This is a genomic window from Mesorhizobium sp. M0830 (assembly GCF_040319965.1).
GTDB lineage: Bacteria > Pseudomonadota > Alphaproteobacteria > Rhizobiales > Rhizobiaceae > Mesorhizobium.
In genome coordinates, this window is record NZ_JAMYOR010000002.1 from 163,815 (window position 1) to 186,964 (window position 23,150).

At 58.7% G+C, this 23,150-nt stretch carries 28 protein-coding genes and 1 tRNA gene; 3 read left to right on the plus strand and 26 right to left on the minus strand.

Going from position 1 to position 23,150, the window contains the following annotated elements:
• Positions 1-5 precede the first annotated feature (5 nt).
• The 19 genes from NKI20_RS02235 to NKI20_RS02325 all read right to left on the minus strand — a co-directional run bounded on the left by NKI20_RS02235 (position 6) and on the right by NKI20_RS02325 (position 12,733).
• The gene (locus NKI20_RS02235) at positions 6-452 is read right to left on the minus strand and encodes a phage tail tube protein (RefSeq protein ID WP_352827944.1); all 447 of its coding nucleotides are present in this window, start codon (positions 450-452) and stop codon (positions 6-8) included.
• Positions 453-483: 31 nt separating this feature from the next.
• Positions 484-690: a hypothetical protein gene (locus NKI20_RS02240; RefSeq protein ID WP_352827946.1), complete on the minus strand. Its 207-nt coding sequence runs from the start codon at positions 688-690 to the stop codon at positions 484-486.
• 1 nt (position 691) lies between these two features.
• On the minus strand, positions 692-1,105 hold the full coding sequence (locus NKI20_RS02245; RefSeq protein ID WP_352827947.1) for a DUF3168 domain-containing protein: 414 nt from the start codon (positions 1,103-1,105) through the stop codon (positions 692-694).
• A complete protein-coding gene (locus NKI20_RS02250; RefSeq protein WP_352827949.1) occupies positions 1,102-1,566 on the minus strand; it encodes an HK97-gp10 family putative phage morphogenesis protein in 465 nt (154 codons plus the stop codon). Before NKI20_RS02250 ends, NKI20_RS02245 begins: the two co-directional genes overlap by 4 nt.
• A 3-nt stretch (positions 1,567-1,569) precedes the next feature.
• The gene (locus tag NKI20_RS02255; RefSeq protein WP_352827951.1) at positions 1,570-1,917 is read right to left on the minus strand and encodes a head-tail adaptor protein; all 348 of its coding nucleotides are present in this window, start codon (positions 1,915-1,917) and stop codon (positions 1,570-1,572) included.
• Positions 1,917-2,330: a hypothetical protein gene (locus NKI20_RS02260; protein WP_352827952.1), complete on the minus strand. Its 414-nt coding sequence runs from the start codon at positions 2,328-2,330 to the stop codon at positions 1,917-1,919. Before NKI20_RS02260 ends, NKI20_RS02255 begins: the two co-directional genes overlap by 1 nt.
• Before the next feature lie 15 nt (positions 2,331-2,345).
• Positions 2,346-2,735, minus strand: coding sequence for a hypothetical protein (locus NKI20_RS02265; RefSeq protein ID WP_352827955.1), 390 nt, complete (start codon positions 2,733-2,735; stop codon positions 2,346-2,348).
• Positions 2,736-2,761: 26 nt separating this feature from the next.
• Positions 2,762-3,292 carry a head-tail connector protein gene (locus NKI20_RS02270; protein ID WP_352827957.1) on the minus strand — a complete coding sequence of 177 codons (531 nt, stop codon included), beginning with the start codon at positions 3,290-3,292 and terminating at the stop codon, positions 2,762-2,764.
• On the minus strand, positions 3,255-3,473 hold the full coding sequence (locus tag NKI20_RS02275) for a hypothetical protein (protein ID WP_352827959.1): 219 nt from the start codon (positions 3,471-3,473) through the stop codon (positions 3,255-3,257). The genes NKI20_RS02270 and NKI20_RS02275 overlap by 38 nt, the downstream gene beginning before the upstream one ends.
• A gap of 53 nt (positions 3,474-3,526) precedes the next feature.
• A complete protein-coding gene (locus tag NKI20_RS02280; RefSeq protein WP_352827960.1) occupies positions 3,527-4,798 on the minus strand; it encodes a phage major capsid protein in 1,272 nt (423 codons plus the stop codon).
• Between the two features lie 96 nt (positions 4,799-4,894).
• Positions 4,895-5,545 carry an HK97 family phage prohead protease gene (locus NKI20_RS02285; RefSeq protein WP_352827962.1) on the minus strand — a complete coding sequence of 217 codons (651 nt, stop codon included), beginning with the start codon at positions 5,543-5,545 and terminating at the stop codon, positions 4,895-4,897.
• Positions 5,542-6,828, minus strand: coding sequence for a phage portal protein (locus tag NKI20_RS02290; RefSeq protein ID WP_352827964.1), 1,287 nt, complete (start codon positions 6,826-6,828; stop codon positions 5,542-5,544). Before NKI20_RS02290 ends, NKI20_RS02285 begins: the two co-directional genes overlap by 4 nt.
• Complete coding sequence (locus NKI20_RS02295) at positions 6,828-8,729, minus strand: terminase large subunit (RefSeq protein WP_352827965.1); 1,902 nt, start codon at positions 8,727-8,729, stop codon at positions 6,828-6,830. Before NKI20_RS02295 ends, NKI20_RS02290 begins: the two co-directional genes overlap by 1 nt.
• Positions 8,674-9,153, minus strand: coding sequence for a hypothetical protein (locus tag NKI20_RS02300; protein WP_352827966.1), 480 nt, complete (start codon positions 9,151-9,153; stop codon positions 8,674-8,676). The genes NKI20_RS02295 and NKI20_RS02300 overlap by 56 nt, the downstream gene beginning before the upstream one ends.
• Positions 9,154-9,955: 802 nt before the next feature.
• Positions 9,956-10,201, minus strand: a complete 246-nt coding sequence (locus NKI20_RS02305; protein ID WP_352827968.1) for a YodC family protein — start codon at positions 10,199-10,201, stop codon at positions 9,956-9,958.
• Positions 10,202-10,222: 21 nt separating this feature from the next.
• Positions 10,223-10,480, minus strand: coding sequence for a hypothetical protein (locus tag NKI20_RS02310; RefSeq protein ID WP_352616018.1), 258 nt, complete (start codon positions 10,478-10,480; stop codon positions 10,223-10,225).
• Positions 10,481-10,655: 175 nt separating this feature from the next.
• Positions 10,656-10,731, minus strand: a tRNA-Met gene (locus tag NKI20_RS02315).
• 492 nt (positions 10,732-11,223) lie between these two features.
• A complete protein-coding gene (locus NKI20_RS02320) occupies positions 11,224-11,982 on the minus strand; it encodes a hypothetical protein (protein WP_352827970.1) in 759 nt (252 codons plus the stop codon).
• Positions 11,983-12,499: 517 nt separating this feature from the next.
• Positions 12,500-12,733, minus strand: coding sequence for a VRR-NUC domain-containing protein (locus NKI20_RS02325; RefSeq protein ID WP_352827972.1), 234 nt, complete (start codon positions 12,731-12,733; stop codon positions 12,500-12,502).
• A 70-nt stretch (positions 12,734-12,803) separates the two neighbouring features.
• Here NKI20_RS02325 and NKI20_RS02330 point away from each other — a divergent pair, with 70 nt between their 5' ends.
• The gene (locus NKI20_RS02330) at positions 12,804-13,211 is read left to right on the plus strand and encodes a hypothetical protein (protein WP_352827975.1); all 408 of its coding nucleotides are present in this window, start codon (positions 12,804-12,806) and stop codon (positions 13,209-13,211) included.
• Positions 13,212-13,259: 48 nt separating this feature from the next.
• Here NKI20_RS02330 and NKI20_RS02335 read toward each other — a convergent pair whose 3' ends face one another.
• The 7 genes from NKI20_RS02335 to NKI20_RS02365 form a co-directional block, all read right to left on the minus strand.
• Entirely contained in the window at positions 13,260-13,550 is a 291-nt protein-coding gene (locus tag NKI20_RS02335) for a hypothetical protein (RefSeq protein WP_352827978.1), read from the minus strand.
• 201 nt (positions 13,551-13,751) lie between these two features.
• The gene (locus NKI20_RS02340) at positions 13,752-16,106 is read right to left on the minus strand and encodes a bifunctional DNA primase/polymerase (protein ID WP_352827980.1); all 2,355 of its coding nucleotides are present in this window, start codon (positions 16,104-16,106) and stop codon (positions 13,752-13,754) included.
• The gene (locus NKI20_RS02345; RefSeq protein ID WP_352827982.1) at positions 16,096-16,554 is read right to left on the minus strand and encodes a hypothetical protein; all 459 of its coding nucleotides are present in this window, start codon (positions 16,552-16,554) and stop codon (positions 16,096-16,098) included. Before NKI20_RS02345 ends, NKI20_RS02340 begins: the two co-directional genes overlap by 11 nt.
• Before the next feature lie 128 nt (positions 16,555-16,682).
• The gene (locus NKI20_RS02350) at positions 16,683-16,883 is read right to left on the minus strand and encodes a helix-turn-helix transcriptional regulator (RefSeq protein ID WP_352827985.1); all 201 of its coding nucleotides are present in this window, start codon (positions 16,881-16,883) and stop codon (positions 16,683-16,685) included.
• Positions 16,884-17,115: 232 nt separating this feature from the next.
• Positions 17,116-18,444 carry a tyrosine-type recombinase/integrase gene (locus NKI20_RS02355; RefSeq protein ID WP_352827988.1) on the minus strand — a complete coding sequence of 443 codons (1,329 nt, stop codon included), beginning with the start codon at positions 18,442-18,444 and terminating at the stop codon, positions 17,116-17,118.
• A gap of 925 nt (positions 18,445-19,369) precedes the next feature.
• Positions 19,370-19,591 (minus strand): hypothetical protein, encoded by a 222-nt coding sequence (locus tag NKI20_RS02360; RefSeq protein ID WP_023757642.1) that lies wholly within the window; start codon positions 19,589-19,591, stop codon positions 19,370-19,372.
• A gap of 389 nt (positions 19,592-19,980) precedes the next feature.
• Complete coding sequence (locus NKI20_RS02365; RefSeq protein ID WP_352827992.1) at positions 19,981-20,874, minus strand: LysR family transcriptional regulator; 894 nt, start codon at positions 20,872-20,874, stop codon at positions 19,981-19,983.
• Between the two features lie 154 nt (positions 20,875-21,028).
• Between NKI20_RS02365 and NKI20_RS02370 the strand changes: the two genes are divergently transcribed.
• Together NKI20_RS02370 and NKI20_RS02375 are read left to right on the plus strand one after the other, a co-directional pair.
• The gene (locus NKI20_RS02370; protein ID WP_023757644.1) at positions 21,029-21,673 is read left to right on the plus strand and encodes a hydrolase; all 645 of its coding nucleotides are present in this window, start codon (positions 21,029-21,031) and stop codon (positions 21,671-21,673) included.
• 559 nt (positions 21,674-22,232) lie between these two features.
• Entirely contained in the window at positions 22,233-23,135 is a 903-nt protein-coding gene (locus NKI20_RS02375; protein ID WP_352734986.1) for a cytochrome c oxidase subunit II, read from the plus strand.
• Positions 23,136-23,150 lie beyond the last annotated feature (15 nt).

Consider the following 23,150-nt stretch of genomic DNA (forward strand, 5'->3'; position numbering starts at 1 on the left):
GCTGATTACGGCTTGTCGGTACGGGCTGGCGTACCGTCCAGCTGCAACTCAACATCCGCCGTAACCTTCTTGCCTTTGGTTCGCGAATTCTTCAGCGATGCCAGAAGCGCCGGACCAGATTCGATCTCGATATCACCAGAGGCAGCCGCGGTGTCGCGAATGCGGACGTTCTTGACGGCAGCCGAATAGAACCACGCCTTGAGCATGTCCTGGCTGGTCTTAGCCCAGACACCGGTTGCAGAGATCGAAACGTCGATAGACCGCACCTGCTTCTCAACGCTCAGCGGGAGTGATTCGTCGTCACAATCCGGGATCTCTGTGCTGTCGATCGTAGCCGTTCGGCTAATCGTCACGTCGGTCATGCCGCAGATCGGGGTATAAATCCCGCTGCCACTCACGAGCTCGACGTCCAGAATCATTTCCTCGTATTTTTCAGTCTGCGCAGCAGCCATGTGCTTGCCTTTCGTTCAAAAGAAAGGCCGCTCACAGGCGGCCATTTGACTTCGATGTTTCGGTGGCTTTAAGCCGCTTACCTGGCGGCTTTGTTTCCTGCGCCTTGCCGGCAGCTACCGCGGCCTCGACAAGATCGCGCGGATAGTTCTGCGGCTCCGGCTTTGCCTCGACTACGAAGGCGATGGCTTGCCGTGGACGCCGGTCGTAGTGGAACCTGTCGTTAAAGATCGCCCACACGTCACGTCTCTTCGATGAGCGCGGTTACTGTGATGATGCCGTGTGATGTGAGGCCGTCCGAATCCCGCACATACCGAATTGCCGGCACTCTGATTTCGACAAGCGCGTTTTCGGTCGGCATGGTCAGGTTGGCTTCGTGCAATACCGCCTTGACGCGATCGCCAATCTGCTTGCATGCCGGGAAGCCAACAAGCCGGCTCCATGCGTCCAGTTGAAAGGTATGCTCGCCAGAAACGATGCAGCCATCATCATCTTCGACGTAGTCGTGCGGGCCGAAACTGATATAGGCTTGCTTGGGCTCTGCGAACGCCGTTGACGGCGGCTGGTCCCACACGCCATTGATCAGAGCCATGAGCGGGGCGTCGGCCTTAAGCGTGTTTAGGATCAAGTCCTGAAGGTCGAGTGAAGCGCTCACTTGGCACCATCCTTGACGCCCTTGGAAATGGCGCGGGTTATTGCTGACTTGGCGGCGCGCTTATTGGCCCGATAGATCGGATAGAAAAACGGCGTTGCCGACATGTTTTGCGTACCGAACTCATGGAACCATGCGTAAAATTCATCCCCGCCGCCTGCGAAGATGCTTATCCGCAGGCCAGTTGTGTTCCTGCCCTGCTTGAATGTCCTGCTTCCCTTGCCTTTGCCGGTAGTGACGTGGCCGACAGTCATCGTTCCCTTGGGCGCATTACCCCAGCACCAACTGATGCTCATTTGAAGGTCGCCCCTATCGACTGGGGCGTGCTTCTTCATCTGTGAAACGATCTTATCGGCTTGAGCCGCAAGGACGTCACGGACTTGATTGTAGACCTTCTCGGGGATCGACTTTGTAAGCTTGCGGTTTAGGTTCGCGAGACCCTGTGCAATCGTGTTGTCGGCCATGCTCTACCCGCTAGCCACGCCCGTCTCGCAAAGGAATTCGAGATTGCCGCGGTCTTCAGATTCTTGCGGTTGCTCACGGATGTTAAACACCTCACCACTTCGCGCGTCGATTGCGCGCCATTCGGCCGTAATCTGTCGCGTTGCTGACGAGCGGCGCACCGTTACGGTGGCGAACGTCTTGGCCGCCAGACGGGCCGCCATGATGGCCTCGCCTGCGCCGCGAAGGATGTATTTCCTGCTACCCGCAACAGTGAATTGCGGATACCAGTCGGCCACTTCGTTCCCATGAGAATCATCCATCGCGACGCGGACTTGGAATTGGAAGCGCCTATTGAAGCGCCCCGCCTCCATTACGCGAGCGGAACGTTCGGGAATTCGATATCGACGTTAAGCACGGTGGTCGACGCGCCGAGGCCGAGCAGACAGGTGTAGTCGCCGGTTACGTTGTCGGCCACGGGGCGAATGCCGCCCGGCGTACCCGATGCGTAATACGCTACGCCAGCCAGAATGGCGCCGCCGATCGTAAGCGGACCCTTCGTGCAAACGGCAATCGGCTGATTAGCCGAAGCGCTATTAAGCGCGATGCCAACGGCGTTGCGGACGGCTGCGGTGGCGCTGTTCACGTCGGCAAGGCCGTACTTGCCCGTGGTAGGGTCAAGGTAGACTACCTGGCCCGCAGTGATGGTGGCGCCGGCTGTGCCTCGGGCAATGGTTGCCGAGTTGCCCGCAACCACATTGGCAGCGGTGATAACAATGTCAGTCATTTTGGAATCCTATCCTTACGCAACAGGCTTCGTTGCGGCGTGCCCGAGCATGATCGACGCGCCGTAGACTGCGCCAGTGGTCGCGCCAGCAACGGTAACGGCCACGCGCAAATAGCGTCTGGTACCGAGATATCCGACCTTATAAACCTTGCTTGCCGTAGGCGCCGAGCTAACGACGGGCTTAGTGCCCTGCAATTGTCCGGCCGCGACCGACGTAAACGTGCTGTTGTCGTCGGACTCCTGCATATCAAAAGTGTGAGTGCCGTCTGTCCAAGCGCCGATGCCGATTACAAAAACGGCTCCGGAGTAGCCGTTGACATCAACACCCGTGCCATTGGCAGAGGCGTTACGTGCGGCCGGCGCAAGCGACTGGGTAAAGCCGACATCGCTGTATGAATCTCGCATTGTTCATCCTTGCGGCGTGGCCGCGGTTAGTAATATCTGTGATTGCTCAAAAGCGAATCGAACGACGTCCAACCGGCTTCCGCAGCGCTCTCGCGTGTTTGATAAAGGTCAGCGATGCGCAGCAAGATTGCGTGCTTGAGGGCAGGCTCTACTTGGGCGAAGCCAACTACGGCTGTCAGCGTGATCAGTGAGCCGTGCTGTTTCGGTGGCCATACCTGGCCGTACTTCAAAACAATCGCTTCGCCGCGCAACTCATAGACCGTGGTTGCCACGGTCTGTGCACTGCCGTTCGTGTCGACATAGGCTAGCGACGTGACCGACTGGACAGGCAGAACCGAAAGATGCGCCAGATCGCACCAACTGTCGGTCTGCGCTGTGACCGTTTGCGTCGCGAGATATGCGCCGCAGTACTTCTCAGCGTGGTTGCGGGCGGTGGCGATCAAACCATTGACGTAGTCGTCATCATCATCGAAGTCGACGCGGACTTGCCGCTTTGCCTCAACGAGCGAGACCGGCTCGCTAGTTGCTGGCGTCGTTACCGTCGCTGGAAGCCACATCGCGCTTTCGCCTTTCCGCTGCCGGTGTTGCTACGGCGCGCTCAATCTTTGTTTCCGAGACAGGAAGCGCGAAGCCAGCATCGATAAGGCGGATTGCGTCTTCATCGTCCCAGTCGGGCTCGGCGCCGGCGTTGAACGCGTTATGTGCGCCTGCAAGGCTCACAAGCAGTTTGATTTTCATTTTGTCTCCGAAGCGGGCGGCGGGTCACCGTTTGGCAACCCGCCTATTCCCAATTAGGCCTGCTTGAGGTGCTTGACCGCGGCGGTATCCAGCAGTTCACCGTCGAAGCGAATTAGGCCTGCGATGCCGAGGTCTGGCCAATACCTTTCTTTAAGAACCCCAATTACAGGAGTTCCAACCTTGCGGACCCAATACTTGCCGAAGTCGCCGAAGATCACCGTCTTGTTGCCGGTCGCGATGCTGGCAACAGCCTGGTTGATGTAATAGCGATAGCCAAGCAGCGTGCCTGGCTGACCCTTGGTGATATCTCCCATCTGCCACAGGTAGTTGCCCTGGCCGTCCTTCAGCTTGCGGATAGCCGACAGCGTCAGGTCGTTGAACTGGAAGCCAATCTTCGGCGACTGGCGGTAAGCCGGGTCGATCGAGTGAATCAGGTCAATCAGTTCATCGGACGCGATGGCCGTGGCCGAGGCCGCAGTCTTGCCGAGCGTCGAGGCGGTAACGATGCCGTTCGGAGCGGACGTGCCGGTACCGGTCGTAAGCTGCGAATTGGCCAGTCGGCCGAGGCGCTCGCCGAGCAGATCGGCAAGCAGCGCTTCCATGTTGAAGATGGAATCCTGAGCCAGCTGCCAGCTGAACTTCACGAACTTCGTATTGAAGTCATACGCCTCGAGCTGCTTCTCGCCGAACGCCGCATCAGCCGAACCGTCGTCGGTCAGCGCCGTACCTTCGGTGCCCTGAACGCCAGTGTTGCCGGTGTCATCCGTGGTCGGGATCGGCAGCGCATTGCCGGACGAAGTGTTGAGCTCACTGACGACGTTGCCATCATACATCGGACCGAAAGCCTTAATGGACTTGACCATCAAGTTCTGCAGTTCAACCGGAATGGTATAGCCGCCCGCCGCATTGGCGCCGCCAGTCTGGATGCGCTTTTCGATATCCTGCACGCCGGCGCGAAGAATGGCGCGCTCTTCGGCGTCCAGTCCCTCAGTCGAGGCACCGTTGGCCATGAACTTATGGAACACCTCGCGGTATTCGGCCTTCTTGCCTTCGTCGGCGCCGCGCTGCGTGCCTTCTTCAGCGTTCGGGCGCTTGGCCTTGCGCTCTTCCTCGGCAGCCGCATTGATGCGAGCCTCGGCATCCGCCATTCGCTGTTCACGAGCGATATTCTTTTCGATCTTGTCGAACTCGGCCATGATATCGTCATGGCGCTTGTCGAGCTCCGCAGCGCGGGCTTCGTCGGTGTTCTTCTTGATTTCAGCCAGCGCTTCGCGCGCCTGCGTAACCAACTGGCCACGCTTCTCGTTCAATTCCCTAAGGGTCATCCCTATCTCCAAATGAAAAAGGCCGCACTGCTTGGCGGCCCGTATGGTTGAAATTGGCAGGACGTGCTGTCCGCCCTCCCGGCTTGCCGGGGTGAACTACGAAGCGCCCTGCCCGTCGCTGTCTGGCGACTGGATGCCTCGAATCCTCTGCTCTTGCCGCGCCTCGCGTTCCGCAATACGACGCTTTGCGGCAGCCGCATCGGTGGCGCGCTTTCCAGCGTCCTTGCGAGCCCGGTCGAGCTCATTGCGAGCCGCCTCAAGCGAACGCGCAGCTAGCGTCGTGTCTGGATAGGCTGGGTTTGCGGTCGCTGTCACTTCGTACAGTTCAGCCTCCAACACCGTCCTCTTCGGGAGGTCTCCGGTGTCATCCCACTCCTGCTTGGTGGCGCGAAACGCGAACGACATACCCGCGACGTCGCCTCGCTCAACCAGTACCCACAGATCGTTGCCGTCTGAGGTATCCGGCACATCGATCTCGACCTTTAGCCCATGGCTGTCCTCAGCCAGGCGCAATGTCTTGGATCGAGTGCGACCAAGCACGCGGCCCATGTCGTGGTCGTACAGCGCGAGGATGTCGCCACCGATCGCCTTGCTAAAGCAGCCCGGGGCCAATCGCTCGATGAAATAGTCGCCGATCGTCGTGTCGCTGTTCCATACAGCGGCATACCCGATAAGCGTCCGCTTCCCGTCCGCGGCGCGCGTCTCTACACCGTGCAGACTACCGCGCTTCTCAATAGTGTTCGTCATGCGGCAGCAGCCCCACTTGGTTTATTGTCATTAGCAGGCGCCGCGGTAGACGCAGGCAAAGTGCCAAGCGGTACCGTCGCGCCCTGAATGTAAAGCTTGTCAGCCGCGTCGCCCTTGGATGGGAGGTTCTCAAGCGAGCGAACCTCGTCGGGCGTGCGAATGCCGTTCTGGATAGCCTGGCCGTAGCCGGTCATGCGAGAAACAAAGTCACCGCGCAGCAGGCCGTCAAGATTATGCTCGACGTAGCGCGAGCCATTTCCGCGTCCGAACAGCTTGAGATTGAGTTCGTCCTCGAGCGCCTGCGCCCACTGGCCGATCAAGTGCTTCACCAGGTGCAAGTCCTGCTGCTCGACGTTGCTGAACGTCGCACGCGACAAATCCTGCAAGAACACAGGAGGCAGCTGGTAGGCCCTGGCGATCTCCTCAACTTGGAAGCGCCGCGCCTCAATCATCTGGCCCTTGGCGGGGTCCAGGCCGACCGGGTTTAGCGTGTAGCCGGCCGGGATCGGGAAGACTGGCTCGTTGGCATTCTTAGCCGCGTCCACAGAGCGCTTGATATCGGCCTGCGCGCGCTTCATGGCCGCATCGCCTGCCGGCAGCGGACCTTGCAACGCCAGCGGCGGAACGCCACCACCCGCAAAGAAATTGCTGCCGTAGTCGTTCATGGCAATAGCCAATTGAATGGCCTTCGCCGCCATGTTGATCGGCCCATAATGCATGTAGCCGTTCGATCGGAGCATGAACGGGACGTCGATTACGTCTGCGGCAGGATATTCTTTGATGCCCTGCTGGTTCGAATACGGCGAATACTGGTATGTCAGAATGCCATTGGAGAACTTGACCGTCGTTCGCATGGGATCCATCGGCCACAAGGCTTCAACGCCCTGAGGAGTACGATCAATCCACGCAAGTCCGCGGCCACCGGTAAATACCTGTTGCCAAAACCATTGCCAGAACTTGAAACTGCCCTGGCCGTCGTTCGGCGCGTCGTGAATAACCGTCTCGATCTTGCCGCTTAGCTTCTGCGGCCCGTCCTTCGTCTTCCGGTAGGCATGCATCGGCAATGTCGCCAATGTGCGCGACATGAACGACACGGCCGCCCACACCGCAGGCACGGTCAAGGCGGTGTCGATCGACACGTTCGGCAAGTTTGCCGTCTGGATGCCGAAGAATGCCAGAAAGTTCTCTGAACTTACCGGTACAGTAGGGTTTTCCACTGAAGCAGCCCGAATTTCCGTGGTTCTGCCCAATTCCTGCGTTTTTTCGCGGCTAAATGGCCACATTAAGCCGCCTCCTTCATGAGAGAAAAATCGGGATTATCCCACGGTGAAGCGGGCTTAGGCTCTGGCGCCCCATCGACGGCAGCGCCAACTGCCATGCACAGAGCCACGGCAGGGTCGATACGGATGGTGGACTTCTTCTTAGACAGCCACTGATTGCCCATAAGCGGGTCAGTCTCGATAGCGGCGCCCATGATGGCTGACATGAGAACCGGAGAGCGCCGCAACCGAATGCGCCCCTCCAAAATCAGCGTCTCTAACGCGCTAACGGAACCGGGCATCCAAAGTCCCAGAGGAACCTCTTCGCCTGCCGACTTTGCGGCCTCAACCTTGTCAGCGTCCGGCTTGGCTCGTTTCTTGCCGCCTTGCGGATGCGATACAGTGTTGAGTTCCACACCGTATGCGTCGAGTTCGTCTTCGAACTTGTCGAACACGTACCGATCGAAAGCCAGAACACCGATGCCGTGGCCCGCATGTACGCGGGCAAAATGTGCCGCTACGTGATCATACCGAATGCGGGCGCCCTCAGGGGCATTTAGATACCCTTGGTCAACCCACAGCCGGTAAGGAACGTGGTCGACCTTCGACCGCTCGTCCATCGTGTCCCGAGGCGTCCAAGCCTCAATCCACGCGTCGTACGTAGGCAACTCGGCAGTTGTGCCATCAGCCCTGGTTATTGTCTTCGAGCCGGTCTCGCGAACGAACGCCGCAGCCGTCAAGTCCTTGGCACCCGACAAATCAAGACCGGCCGCAACGATTGGCCCCGCTCCGTCTTCGTAAGGATCAAACTCGACCATCACTTTTTCGATGAGCGGCCGCGGTATCCAAGACGTGTCGGCCTCTGTCCACACACAGAAGTGCAGACGCAAGATGCCGTTGCGCTTTGATGGAATATCCTTCGCCTGCGCAACTACGCCGGCCAGGTAATCGTGCTTCAGCGTGACGCCAAAGAGGGGATTTGCCTTCTGCCAGCATGTCGGATCCGTGAACGGATCGTCCTCACGATCGAGCGCGCAAACGTAGCTGAACGTGCTGTCGTCTACGACTTCCCCAACGTAGGTAAAGTCGTCGTCTGGCGTTGCTGTGCCGGCCGCAACCTTGACCGCATGCTGATGCTCATCCCAACAGATCGTTGTCCGATCGGACCCCGAATTAGTGATCATGAACAGGAGTGGTGCGCGGCGAAACTTAAACCCGCGCTCGAGCATTTCAATGACCTTGCCATCGGGATGCTCGTGGATCTCATCGGCCAGCGCCACATACGGACGTGGCCCGCTGTGGGCGCCCTCGCGGCTGATAGGGCGAAAGAACGATCTGGCCGCGAGAAAAGACAGGTTCCAAATAGGATTGCCGCCCGATGGCGTGAGGGCCGCCTTGAGTGCCGGCGACTGCTCGTACATCGCAACCGCATCGCGAAACAGAACGAACGCTTGATCCTTGGTAGCCGCCGCGGCGTAAATCTCCGCAGCCGCCTCACCATCGGCAATCATGCAATAGTGGCCGATGCCCGCCGCAAGGGGCGACTTGCCGTTGCCCTTGCCTTCCTCGATGTAGGCTCGCCGAAATCGGCGCAGTACGGCGCCATCCGACTCCGTGCGCTTCCACCCGAATATGGAGCCAATCTTGAACTTCTGTGAGGCGTGGAGCTCAAACGGCTTGCCCTCGAACTGCCCGCCGTTCAGGCGCAGCACGTCAGGGAAGAAGTTGATAACGTCGAGCGCCGCTGCCCTGTCCCAGATCAACCCGCGCTCGTGTCCGTGCGCTCGATCGCTCAGGTGCCTGCGGCAAGCGTTCCGTACATGCGGGCCAGCAACAATCTTGCCATCGCAGACGTCGAGCGCGTACGCGTCAACCGGGTCGACGCGTGAAATATTTAGCGGCCGGATCTTCTTCGTTGTCGCCATTCGGCTTTGCTCCCGCCTTGCTGGCGTCGGCCGGTGTGGCGCCCATTGCACTCAGGCATTGCTTGATAAACACGCTTGCCTGGACACCAACCTCTTGACCTGCGATCAGGCGGCCAAGCTGCGTACAGACCGTGGCGACCAACATGCGATGACTGTTGTTCAGCCATGGAATTTCTGATTTCAGTATTGACCAGGCGAGCCTCGGCTTGCTCTTTTCGGTGTCGACAAGCCAATCCGGCGCGTCACCCAAGTCTCCGGTAACAACAGGTTCCTCGCGCGCCTCAAACTTCTTGCGCCTTACAACATCTTGGCCGGTGATTTTTGCCTTGGCCTTCGGCGTTCTTGGCCGAGCCATGAAAATACCTCTTGCTATTCCGGCGGAAAACGTCGATATTACTGAAAGTGACCAATCGAAGTCGCCCATGCGCCGATTCCGTCACAAAACCTCCCGCCAGGGTCATGTTATGAATTGGAAAAATGCGTACTCTTGGGGGCCGCCGGTCCTTAGCTGGTGGCCCGGCAGAGGCACGCATGCCCCCTACCCAACCCCTCAGGATATCACATCGATGCGCGCCCGTCAAGCAAAAAGTGCGCAATATTCTTTCGTGTTGCGTTTTCGGTCGATTTATTTTCATCGATCTACTTCGTCGGCGAAGTATCGCCAAGCATCGTTCAAGTCACAGCGGCCAGCCATCGGCGCCGAACCTGATGACTGTCTTGCCGTTGTCTTCGCGCTGCCCTCGGCTCGAGTGGCAAGGCTTGCATGTGCTCACGAATGGCCCAGCCCAGAACTTGGCAACGTCGCCTCGGTGAGGTGTGGCGTGGTGCACCTCGGTCGCAGGCTCAACCACCTCGCGCTCTAGGCACCATTCGCACAGCGGATTGAGCGAGAGCTTCCACTCTCGCAACCCAAGCCACCGGGCTGTTTTATAAAGCCCTCGGTACTGCGCGGCCTCGGCAGAGCGGCTATCGCGCCGCAACTGCACGCCGTGCGTCGTAGGCGTTGAGGTGATACCAGATCCACGTGCGCATCACCCAGTCGTCAAACCACTGGCGCACCTTATCGAGCAGGCGCTTAGTCACCATTGCCTCCAAGCATACGCCGCTCGATGCCATCCCATGTTGGCTTGTCGTACGCCATGCTGTCCACACGAAGCAATCTCAGCACCCTAAAGATGAGAGTGATGACTTCTGCCTCAGTCATGTATGGAGAGGTGATTGTACGGTTACTCATCGTCATCGTCCCAGTGCACCAGCGCTTCTTGTGGCAGGACATCGCTAAGTACGTCACCGTTACTGTCAGTGAAGCGTACATCGATATCACCGCATTCCTGGCACGCCGCAATGACCACCATGGGCGGACCACCAATGATGAGTGATACGACGTCACCAACGGCAAAGACGTCTTCAGCGGTCTCTACCGAAGGCGTAAAGTGCTGGCTGATGAATGGGCTAAAGGCTTGTGCGTTCATGTCTGTTTCCTCCAGATTGGTTTATGTGGTCGGCGTAAAGTCCAGGTAGAACTTGTCGCCGACCGCGAACTTGCCGATCAGCGCTGGGTTGAGGACAGTCAGCGAAAGCGCGCCGCAAGGGCTGAACTTCGCGAACTGCTGATCCTCGTCGCTACCGTCTGCCGGGTAGGCGCCGTCCTTGGACGGGAAATTGAAGGTGAGCGCTTCTTGTGTGGGCGTACCTACAGTCGGGTAGGCGGCGATGTTGGTGATCTTCACCTTGGCGCGCATGGCTGTCATAGTTTCCTCCTAGTTCTGGTCAGCGTGTGAATTGGTCAGGGTGCGTGGTTCTGCCCCACGGCATCCGGCTTCCAAGGCCGGTACTCTTCTGCACGAGCTTCACCCTGTAAGCGCGCTAGCGCTGTAAGGATGGGTCGCGGTCGATCCTTCGACATGGTAATCGCCCTCTGTGGATTGGTTGCGCAGGAGGGACTCGAACCCTCGATCTCCGTGGTTATGAGCCAGGTGAGATGCCACTTCTCTACCGCGCTATAAAACTGCACCACGCTAATGGTCCGGTGCCGACCTATCGGGGCGTTGCCCACGGGTATAGAAAAGCACCAGCAACCCGCCTTATCATTGCGGCGCTGGTGCGTGCTTACGGTAAACCGCAAGCGTGGATAAAAAGCCAGGCGTGCCAATCGGCCTCTTGGATATCGACGCGAGGCATTGCCCATACGTCGACCGTCGCAAATTGAGCGCTGCCGGGAGCCTTTGTGTAAAAGCTCAACCGGCAGCGAAACGCCACGGTGCAGCGGGAGGAGACGCGCAACGGGCGATGGAATACGGCAGCCACCACAAAAAAGGCGATGTCGCGGGTCAGACCCTAGAACTGCCGATAGTTACCCGGACTCAGAGACGGCACCCGCTAAAAAAGCTCTGCCGTATGGAACCGGGTCCGTCGCATAGCGGACGGAAACATGCGGGATGGCTTGCGCCATACCCTTCATGTGTACACACCACGACAACGCCATTTTCCCTACCTACGCGATTGCTTTTCTATAGGCTTCGGCAATGTTATCGTTTACCGCCTTGATTTTTCTTTTGCCGCCACCTTTTTTATCGGCATAGAGGCGGGACTGGCCGGCCGCCACACCCACGTCGGCAAAACTCCCTGCGGTATCCAATGCGGCCAGCGCGGCCCCATCATCCTTACTCAAAGCTGCGATGGTTTCATGCCATATCTCGCGCTCGACTATGTGCGATGAGATATCCTGCCATGCGATCGAGCCGGTTTCTCCCTTACGTCCCTTTTCGAATCCCATGAACAAATCCCGCAGCTTGGCCGGCTGCCACGGGAATCCTTTCTGTCCATACCTTACGGCTGGCTGCCTGGCGGTATTCGCAACAGCCTTGGCGAGTTCCGCCCGCATCTCTTCCTTGGACAACGTGACCGGCTTTTCAGGTACGACGTCGCCTTCCACTGGTTCCGGCTTCTTCTTGCGGGAAACGTTCGATGGAAGCTTCCCGCCGTACGCGACTGTGTAGGGCGCATTGCTGGATGCCGCACCATCGCCGCCTAACATGCGCTCCTGCTTGTCCTTGGTACCAAGCATGGCGCCAACGGGCATTGGCGCGTCATACATGACTACCTTGCCTTCCGGGCCGTAAGCGAAGGCTCGCTCCTTCTGGGATCCATCGCTAAAGCGAAGTTTTCCGATCGCAACAGTTACCGTGTGCTGACCACCTTTGTCGTCCACGTGCTTGCCGAGCACAACGGCGCCGTCCCTCACTTCACGCATTATCTCGTCTTCTGTCGGCCTAATGGACCAGCGCCGCTCAATCCTCTTATCCGCCAAGTCTTCCGGGCTGTTATCATTAGCTGCTATCGTGGACCAATTGGTCTGCACCGGCTCGATTGGGGTCCCGGGTCGCCTAACGGCAGCCTTAAGCGCCGTTAGTTGGTCGGCCATTGAAGCGTGACGTGTCATGCTGCTTTCCTCTTATTCCATCTATCCAAAGATGCCTGTCTTTGGTCGTTGTATAATTTTAGCGCGGCGACACCCTTAGCGGATGGAATAACATGCGGAATGATTGTGTCGCGCGACATGCGCAACATACCTCTGCGCGATAGAGAATCCTCTGTGGCGTATGATGTTGCGCCAGAAGAAGTTTCATTGGTCGTATCGCCACTAAGATAGACGGCTTGCGCCCAAGTGATCTTTAGCTCTTTCGCAGTCCACTCAGTGTCAGAGTGCCTTGCAGCCATGACAAAGTCCCTAAATTTGGTGAAAGCAGTCCCTATGCCTATAGATAGGCTTATGCTGCGATTTTTTCAGCAAATCGGTTTTCGTTAGCGGCTAGCCAGCCGCGTACCGTGGCTTCTGCCTTGTCGGCAGCCTCGTCTTCTGTGGCAGCGCGCAGAACGACAACGTTATGCCCAAGTTTGGCCAGCGCGGCGTGCCTGGCTACCTGCGCTGGCGAGAGCTTGCCGTTGCCTACCTTGTTTTCCCACATCAGCAGCGCGCCGCCCTGGCCATAGCAGCGCGGCATTCCAGAATCCTCAATTGCGGTTTGTCGCTACGGTTGGTATAGGCCATGCGTTTAATGGGGACGAAAGCTCATGGCTGCCACCATCGATAAGATTCGACCAGAACTGCTGTCCAAGTCGGATGCCGAGCTCGAGAGGCTTGCGGCAGAGATTGCTATGGCGCAGGCCGAGAAGAAACGACTGGCCGACGTTGCCGCCAAGGAAGAGCTTGCCGCAGAGGCCGGCGCGAGGGTGGAGCGCGTTGTCGCTGACATCAAATGGCTGCACGACAACGACCTGTTGCCAAAGCGCGTTGCTGAAGGTTTTAGCCGCGGCGACGGAATGTTTTCGCCCGCCATGATCCTGCGCGCGCCAACCGCAGAAAGTTTGGTACCGCGCGAAAAGAAGCCTGCCGGTGATCGCAAGTTCCGTCGCCGCAAGGATCCGAAGACTGGCGAGTACGTTCCGTCCAAGGCTGCGCAGAAGGCTGGTATGGCTTGAAACCTTGGTGATTTAGCGGGCAAGCCCGTCCCGCCACCACTCTAAATGTCATCGCTCGATCAAGCTCCGATCGATCGAATGCCATTCGTGCGTTTTATGGGTATCGCACCAGACCAATACCAGCTGCTCATCGCCGGATATCTCATCGAGATCGTCAATTTCGGCTGAGTCGAGCACGTGATTTACCGTCTTACCGTTCTTTGTCGTCGTTCTCTCAATCCTCATCGGCTGCTCTCTCCGTTGCGAACTTTTCCCATCGCCCTGACAGAGCCACCATGCTGGCTTGCGGGTTGCTGTTTGGCTTGGCGAAACTGTGAGTGCGTGGGTGATAAAATCCAAATCTCTGGGGGCTCTTCTACGTAAGTCGTAATCTGTACAGAACTCACTGAATCAATGGATATATGGATATATGGATATAAGGTATATATATCTATATAAGCTATTGAATAGCCTACATATTTTTCTAGCGTTCCGTCCTAGGCGGCATCACTTCCGTCTAGGACTAAAACCAGTAGGCGTCGTTCCGTCCATGGGACGAAATCAACGCTTGGTCCAAACAAGCCGTTTCCGAGGGCGTCCGCCTGTACTGGCTGTCTCTTCGCGCACGGCGTCGGCCTCCTTCAAATCCTTCAGAATTTCATCTCGCTGGCGCGTGTCGATCGACTTCAATCGGTCAGCCAATCGACCCGTGGTGATGCCCTTGCTGCCCGCAGCCCTGATCAGTGCGGCGATGCGTTTATAGTTCGCTTCGCGAGGATTGTCGGACAGCCGTTCCGTAACCTGTGACAGCATGCCGGCCGCACACGTCCACGCTACGCTCGCAGCCCAGTCGATATTCGCCTCCGTGATAATGGGCTCCTTGTGGTCGATGCCGACAGCGACGATAAGCGCCAGCTTGATCGCGTTCTCGATGATGCGGCGCACGAACGGCCGCGCCTCCGGGACAACGCGCTTTTCCCGTTCCGCCACGGCTTCCTTTACCGACTCGAACAGCGAGGTGGCGCCCTCTGCCCACGGCACTACTTCCGGCGTTATTGGCGAATTCGTCGCGGTGGTTGCGAGCTTTATTTTTGACAGGTTCCCCGTTCTCTGCCCGACGACATCGATGCCAGCAACGTCGGCCATGCGAGCCAGCAACGCGGTAGGCACGTAGCGGACGTCGGCGCTTGGCTTTACGACAGCAGGGGCTTCCGTATCGACGTTGAACAGCACCAGGCGCGGCAGCAAGCCGTCCTCCGCGCTGGCCGACGAGAGCGCCGACCAGAACTGATCCGGTGTAGACGTGCCGTGAATGCACAGGCCTGGATTGTGTATCCGCTTCGGAGGATTGCCACGGTATGCGGCACCTTCAAAATAGGTAGCGCTCGCCGAATAATAGTCACGCAGATCGGTCGAGATGGCGCGCTGATGGCCTCCGGCGCGACGATCGGTGATGTCGCGAATGAAGCCGCCGAATTCGTCGATCTGGCAATTAACCGATTGATGCGCCTCGAGCACCTCGCGAAGAGCGGACGCCGACATGATGCGCGCCGGGCCGCCGAACTTATCGAAAACACCATGCCCCGCCGCGAGCAACCGCTTTATCTGGCTGCGTGCATGCTCCTTACCAAACCCGGATTCGGCCAGAGCGACGCTATATATGTTGGGCCGTGTGTCGCGGCTTCCCGTCGAATATCGCGGCCCCATCAACGCGGCCACCATCGGCAAAGCAGCGGCCAACGCGAGGGTACGGTTCGGCTGCTCGGCACTGGACACGATCCAATCGACCAGGTCTTGCACCAGACCGCCAGGATGCGTCAGCGCCTCGAGATCTGCGACGGCTTGCAGTTGATAATCTGGAAGGTCTTCGGCGATGGCGTCGGTAGGATCCTCGACTGGCGCATCTTCCGTCTGCCGTTTGGCATAATTGGCGAGCAGATGCCGCGCAGCAGCACCCGAATCGCCTTGCCAGTCGTTGTCATTGGCGCTGCGATCTGGAACCAATCGCGGTTGACGCAGACCAGACTCAATGCCACGACGAATCTTGGCGCGGATCTCCTTCTCCCCGTCCTTTGCGACAACGCCGTTCGCCACAGCGGCCGCAAACAGGTCCGCCTCGGCCTGGCCACGATCGAGCGCGCCCGCGGCGATGAATTGGCCGAGTTTGAAACCAGTGCGATTTACAAGTTCTCCGCGCCCGGGTTCGTGCTTCTGGGCGAGAGTTGCCAACTCATCATTGACGGCAGCAGCGACCCACGATGGATTTTCGCCCACCGCAACCAGGCGCCCCGACCAATTAGCCGATGACGCTTCGAATGGCTTGGGCAGCACCAAATCAAGCAGCCATTGCGGAGCGTCGGCGAATTCGGGCATGCCTTCGCCGTGATGGTCGATCCAGTCGTATCGCCGGCCATCCGCCATGGCCGAGCCCGCACTGATCACGTAACCACCATCGCCGCGACAATCGAGAGCAGCGCCGAGGCCGCCGCGATTGCGCACTCCGTCCACATGCCGGAAGAATAGGTGCCGTCCACCATTGGCCGTCGACACCATGGCGGTTGCCGGCAGCTGGCCGTGGATATCCTCGAGCGCCTTCAGCGTTTCAAAGCCATTCACGACCGTTCCGTCAGCCAGGCGTTTGACGTCGACGTCGAGGACCCACGCTCCGAGGCTGGCGCCGGTCGGCACCCCAACCAGGGCGTTAGGGTAGCGCTCGCCAAACCAAATTTTGACAATGCGCTCCCTTTTGGAAGCGCCGCGCAAGCCGTCCAAGGTGTGCGGACTTTTTTCGGCCTTTTCGGTGATCTCACCCGTCGTGTGATCGAACACTTCTTCGTTGGCTGACCGGCATGGGAATGTTGGAATTCCGAGGCGCTGGAAGCGGAGCGCGACGCCTAGCGGGGTCTCAACCTGCACGGCGTGCCACCCTACGCGCAACGGATTCGATTCCGGCCTCCGCGAAGCTAGCCATAGCGAGCTCGGCTTCTTCTTCATCGGCGCATTGAGCGGCGTAGGCGCTGGCCGCATGGAATGCTTGGCGATCGGCCTGCAAGCATGCGGATGCATACTCGAGCGAGGCGAAATCGTCGTGCTTTTCGCCGCCGTTCTTCATCGTGAAAACGCGGCCGGGATACTCGTTAACGTCCAGCGCCAAATGGATACCGAGAGCCGAAGCGAGGCTCTGAAAACGCTGACCCTTGCCGCCCAGGTCGGTAGTGAATTGTAGAATGACTTCGTTTTGCGGATCTCGAATAGGCGTTGCCCGGACAAGAAACGTGAAGAATTCATCCGGATTGCTGGTATCGACATCGACACTCCTGACTCGATAGGCGGCGAAATTGAACGTGGGTGTAAATTTGCGCAAAGGGGTTCTCCTCCCGCGGTCGCGGGCGCCTTGGATGAAATGTCAGGGTTTGGATCCGCTATTTAGCGTCGGCGGAAAATGGTAAGTGTTTTGGGGAATGTTTCCCAGTTGTGCTTAGGCGCGGAATGCTAGGCGGCGCGGGCTGCTATGCGGTCGGATATCCAGGCGCGCACCTCGGCGGCAACGAAAGCAACACGCTTTTCGCCGAGCGAAACGGCTTTTGGGAAGCGGCCTTCGGCGCGATATCGGTTCAACATCGAGCGGCTCAACGAAGTCATCTCCGCGGCGCGGTTAAGCGAAACAAGGGTCAGGTTGTCGTTGTCGTGCACAGGTGTCCTCCTCGCGCCGGACCAAATCCGGGCGCAGTTCAAATGTCATTTTGGAAACGGCGGGGTTGGGTTGCGTGACGCTGTTGCGCCGCCTGCGTCTCGTACAGGCATACGACCGGATACCGGCTGTTTACGGCGCCGAAGCGCGCGGGCTTTATGTTGCGCAAATGGCGGCTTTACCACCCGCCCTGTCAAGCGGAAAATCGACATTGCTGACAATTTCGTACAGTCTCTATTTCCCGCAGTGCGCAGCCCAGTCCTGCATCAGCGTCCTCCGCTTCTCTAATGCATCGCCGCGCGCATAGGCTCGCTCTACCGCATCGCCGACAGCGTGAGCCAACGCCATCTCGGCAAGTTCTCGCGGATGGTCTGAAATCTCTTTCGCCCAGTCTCTGAACGTTGAGCGGAACCCGTGAGCGGTGGCGACCTTCGGCTTACCGTCGCCGTCCAGTTGTTTCGGGTCAACCCAGCCCTCACGACCTGCCTTCCGTTCTGCCCCGTTCATACGCTTGATTGCGGCTGCTAGCGTCATGTCGGAAAGTTCACCGCCACGCACCGCAGGGAACACGAGCTCGTTTCCGTCGAACCGCGGCGTTGCCTTCAATATTTTTACGGCAGCCTCTGAAAGCGGTACACGATGCGCTTTGCCGGCCTTCATCTTCTTGGCCGGGATAACCCACATGGCCGCGTCGAAGTCTATCTCTTCCCAGGTCGCGCCCCTCACCTCGCCGCTGCGGGCAGCTGTGAGAATCGTAAATTCCAATGCTCGGGCGCCCATCCCATCGACGCCGCGCAATTTCTTCATGAACGCCGCCATGTGCTTGTAGGGCAGTGCAGGATGGTTCCCGCCATTGGTCAGCACATCCGGCTTATGAAGCACATGCTCGAGATTGCCACGCCATGAGGCAGGATTTTCGCCGCTGCGCAATCCCTCGACCTTCGCCGAATCCAGCACACGTTCAATACGCTCGCGCAACTTCTCTGCGGTCTCCTGTTTTGTGCCCCAGAGAGGCCGCAGAACGGAAAGCACGTCTTGCACGCCAACATCGGCCAGCGCCTTTGATCGCAGCGGCGCAGCATGGTTTTCGAGCGTGTTTCGCCAACCGGCCTCGGTCTTTGCACCGCGCCAGCGGCCAGCCTTAACGGCGGCGTCAATGTAGTCGTCAGCATAAGTTCCGAATGTCTTCGCGGCAGATGCAACATTGGCCGCCTCGATCGCCTCAATGCCGTGTCGGTGCTCGACAGGATCCACACCCCGACGCAATAGTGCCCGCGCCGCCTCAGCCTTCTGACGTGCATCGGCCAGCCCGACAGTGTGCAGCGGGCCGAGGCCCATCTCACGCCGCTTGGCGCCGAAACGATAATCAAAAATCCAGTACCGCCCCTTGCCTTTCGTCACCAACCAGAGACCGCCTCCATCACGCAGTTTTTTCGCCTTGCTGGCCTCAATTTTCTTTACCGTAAGAGCATTGAGAGTATGGCTCCCCATATCGCGCTTCCCCGCTTTTTCCCCGCTATTGGGTTCGTGGCTAGAAGTAGCCGATATGGTTAGTAGTTTCAAGGAGTGCTTTGTTTACAATCGTTTGAGGCACCCGTTGTGCACAGCATGGATGACAAAATCAGGAAAATGGCTCCGGCCCGGGGAGCCAATCTTTTTAAGCACTTAACCAAATTTCTTAGGTCGGCAAATTTGCCGATGTTCTGTGCTGGGCTGCGTTTCGGGCTACATCTGCAGGGGGAGCAAATGAAAACGTCAACACTCGTGTTTTTGTTGGCAGTCGTTTGTGCTGGGATTTCGATGTGGACGGATCAGCCAATCATGGGTTCTTCATTGTTGGACAGGTCCTCTACTGGCGGACTCACATCCTAGAAGTGAAAATCAACCGTCTGCTCGATGAGCGAGGGGCTTTTCGTAGCGGACTACGAGCTGAATAAAAAGGCCCGCCACCGTGAGGCAGCGGGGCTAGTTCGGGAGGAGTGTCGGGCATCCCCTTTGCCCGCGAAACAACGGTACGCCTCACTTAGCTGGATAATAAGCTCGCGCCGGTTGAAGCTCAGTATATTCCAGCTGCGTGACTTTTCTGCCACAAGATAAAGAAAGCCCGCCACCATCGGCAGCCATTCCTGCAAGTTTGCAGGTTTGACCAGTTCGCCTTCTGGCGGACCATCTCGGAAAAATAGGACCGGAACTCCGCGCCCAGCTCTGGCGACAAGCGAAACGAAAGTCCGCCGCTGGAGTCTTTGGTCCGATGGGCCAGATCATATCGCCGTTCGCGGGATCGACCGTCGGGACGATGGACTCGAGGCGCTCGGCTCTCTCCATGTAGACGGCGATGTTTCCCTTCATAGCCGCATCAGTACGGTCTGATCAGTCGGATCGTCGCGCCACCTGATTTGTTCGCGGTCGTTGTCCGGCTCGGAGTCGCCGCCTTCCTCGTCGTCGCAGTCGTCTTGCTCGCGGTCGTCGCACTGCCCAAGGGCACCCGTCACAGACCGCCAGCTCCGCCACCAGCCCAAATGACTATCTGGGAAAGATCGGCGATGTCGCCATAGATCTTCGAACCTTTGACGAGAAAACACTTGTCCCCCAGGACTTCGGCGAGTGAGCTTGACGCGGTGCAAACCGGCAGGTTCACCTTATGGCCCTTGGCATCGGCATAGCTGATGCTGATCGCGAGGATAGCGAGTACGAGAGTCGTCTTGCTCATATTTAGCCCCTAGAGCCAGCAGGCCCATTGGGCGGCAAAACCGGGTTGCCGCCCTTTGCCTTGCCATTAGGTGGAGCGGGGGTTTAAGTCGCGCCATCCCTCGATTGGATGACGAGGGCTCATCTATATTAGCTATCACTTAACGAAGCCGCCGCCCGCGCCAGAAATCCCTGGAGGCTCATCGGGCTCTAGCCCGGATATCTCACACAGTTGAAGTGCGTCACGGCCTGACAGTCGTTCACGTCGATGTTGCCGATCGTTCCGGTGTTGACGAGGATAGCCCCTAGATAGGTCAAGCTGTGTCGCAGCAAGTGGAACGTGCGGGCCATGTCGCCGAAGGAGTGCCACCTCGAACACAGGTCCTCGAGAGGCTTCGCAGCGTTCGTGTCCTAGCTGTCGAGACCCCAAAGTTCCGGGTTGCGTTTGAAATACTCAGTTAGCATTTCGGTGAGCACCCTGACTTTCCGCGTGGGATGCTGACCCGGCGGGCGGACGACATACGCGGCCGCCGGAGGTACCGGATAGCGTGTCATGATCGGGACCAGCGTGCCGGAGGCCACGTATTCATGTGTGATGCAATCGGCGAGCCAGGCGATGCCGAGACCTGCCGCCGCCGCGGCGGCAAGCGCCGTAGCGCTATCGGCCTTGAACCTGCCCTGCGGCTGAACCGTGACAACCTTGCCATTATCCACGAACTGCCAGGTTTCTGTTCCCTGCATGAGGGCCTGATGGGTGACGAGTTCGTCCAGGGTCTCAGGTGAACCGTGCGCTTCGATATAGTCCGGGCTGGCGACAAGCTTGCCATGGAACGGCCCGACGCGCTTCGCGATCAGGTTGGAGTCCTGAAGGTAGCCAACCCGGATCGCGCAATCGAAACCCTCGGCGATGAGATCGACGAAGCGATCGCTGTAGGAGGTATGAATGTGAAGCTGCGGGTGCTGGCGCGCCATCTCCGCGAGCACCGGGGCGAAGTGGGTTGGGCCGAAAGTAAGCGGCATGGCAACCCTCAGGCGGCCGCGCAGCTCACCGGTGGGGAGGATCGTTTCCCTTGCGGTGTCGATCTCGGCGCTGGCCCGGGCCGCATGGTCCCTGAACGTGATCCCCGCTTCCGTAAGCGCCGCGCCGCGGGTCGTTCGTGCAAGAAGCTGGACGCCAAGTTCCGCTTCAACCCGAAAGAGCCGCCGACTGACGATTGACTTGGAGACGCCGAGCCGGCGCGCGGCGGCCGATACGCCCCCTGCATCGGCCACTGCGACGAATGTCTGTAGATCTTCTATGTCCAATTCAGCGTTCCTCGTTTCGCGACACAGCTTGCCTGATTATGGCACTACCGCATCACCAAAAGGAACGGCAAATTGCGTCCAGGCAACGTCGCCCGCTGGCGCATGTCTCCCGTGAACCCATTGCCGTCCATGGCGGCAGAGAAAGGAAGTCTTGATGACCCCTCGTAACGGCCTTGATTCGCTTCTTCGTCCTGAAGACTCGGTCCTCGTACTGATCGATCACCAACCTTACCAGCTCGCAAACCTGAACAGCCACGATCCGCACATGGTGGTCAACAACACGACCGCGCTGGCGAAGCTAGCAAAAGCTTTCAATGTTCCGACCATTCTCACCAGCGTGATCGCGGCGCGCGGTGGACTTCTCTTCAAGCAGATCACCGATGTATTTCCGGACCAGGAGGTCATCGATCGCACCTGGGTGAACACCTGGCAGGACGAGAATGTGGTGAACGTCGTCAAGGCGACCGGCCGCAAGCAGCTGATCATCGCCGGTCTGTGGACCGAGGTCTGCGTCGCAATGCCTGTGATCCAGGCCGCCGGCGAAGGTTGGGATGTGACCGTTATCACCGATGCGTCGGGCGGGATTTCGAAGGAGTCTCACGAAGTTGCCATCCAGCGAATGATCGCGGCCGGCGCGAACGTGATGACCGTGATGGCGCTCGCTGGCGAATGGCAACGCGATTGGGCGCGCACCGAGCATGTCGAGGAGCTGACCGAGATTCTCATCCAGCACTTCGGCGGCAGCGGCATCGCGTATCTTTGGGAGCAGCAGCTTCTCAACACGCCAGTAGCCGGCTGATCCCGGCCGGCATGGCGAGCGAAGCAGACGGTTAACACACGGCCCCAAACGCGACAGGTCAAGCGGCCTTCGGTAGGACGGCACGATAGCGGCCGTAACCCGCCTTCACGAACAGTTCCACGTCGCACATCCTGGATAGATAGCATCGGGGGATCCCGGTGGCCGTGAGTTCAGCTGTACGCACCTCGCCCCGCTCTCGCGGCAGAGCGACGGCCCGCTCCCTGAGCATCAGTGTCGTAGGGCTTCGACGCGGCCCGGTCACGTTTGCGCATTTTCGTCGAATGTGGCGCATTCTGGCGCAGGGTGATGGCGAATTCACATTTCTCAGCTTCATCGACTCCGGGGAGCCATTTCAATCAAAACTGCGAGCGCCGCCTGCTCGCAGTTGGACTTCAGCCCTCTCCTTCCAGTGCAAGCGTCTTCAGGAGTTTAATCTTGGCGACATTTTTCCCGTCAAGATAGTCGGCTCTGGAATTTCAACCGAAAAAAGAGCTATGATGACCTTGGCATTCGCCGGGACCAGCTTCGCGTCCTCCAGAATGCCGGGGAGGAACGGGACATGGCCGTAGCGCTTGTACTCGTTTTGATTGTAGTGGGCTCGGTGCTGTTTCACCTGCTGAGCCCATGGTGGTGGACGCCGATTGCCTCGAACTGGGGCTATATCGACAACACCATCATCATCACCTTCTGGATTACCGGCGTCGTCTTCGCCGCCGTGGTCCTATTCATGGCCTATTGCGTCTTCCGCTTCCGTCATCGGGAAGGGAACCGGGCCGCCTACGAGCCGGAGAATAAGCGGCTCGAATCCTGGTTGACGATCGTCACAGCGGTCGGGGTCACGGCGTTGCTGGTTCCCGGCCTGTTCGTCTGGAGCCGGTTCGTCAACGTCCCAAGCGACGCAACGGAGGTCGAAGTCGTCGGCCAGCAGTGGCAGTGGAGTTTCCGTCTGCCCGGCAAGGACGGCAAGCTTGGCACATCCGACACCCGCGACGTCACCACCGACAATCCGCTGGGCGTGATCGCCAGCGATCCCAATGGTCAGGACGATGTCCTGGTCGAAGCGGCTGATCTGCATTTGCCGGTCGGCAAACCGGTCAAGATGCTGCTCCGATCGATCGATGTGCTGCATGATTTCTACGTGCCGGAATTCCGCGCCAAGATGGACATGATCCCCGGCTCGGTCACCTATTTCTGGTTCACACCGACCAAGACCGGAACCTTTCAGGTCCTGTGCGCCGAACTTTGCGGCCAGGGGCATCCCTTGATGCATGGTGTGGTCGTGGTCGACACGCAGCAGGACTACCTGGCCTGGTTTGGCCAGCAGCAGACTTTCGCGCAGTTGTCGGCACCCCAGCAAACGGGCGCGGCAGACAACGCTCCGGGGAAGACTATGGCGCCGGGCAAGACGATGGCGCCAGGTTTGAAAATTGCAGCAAAGCTCGAAACGGTCGGGTCTCGCTGAAAAGGACGCGGAGTT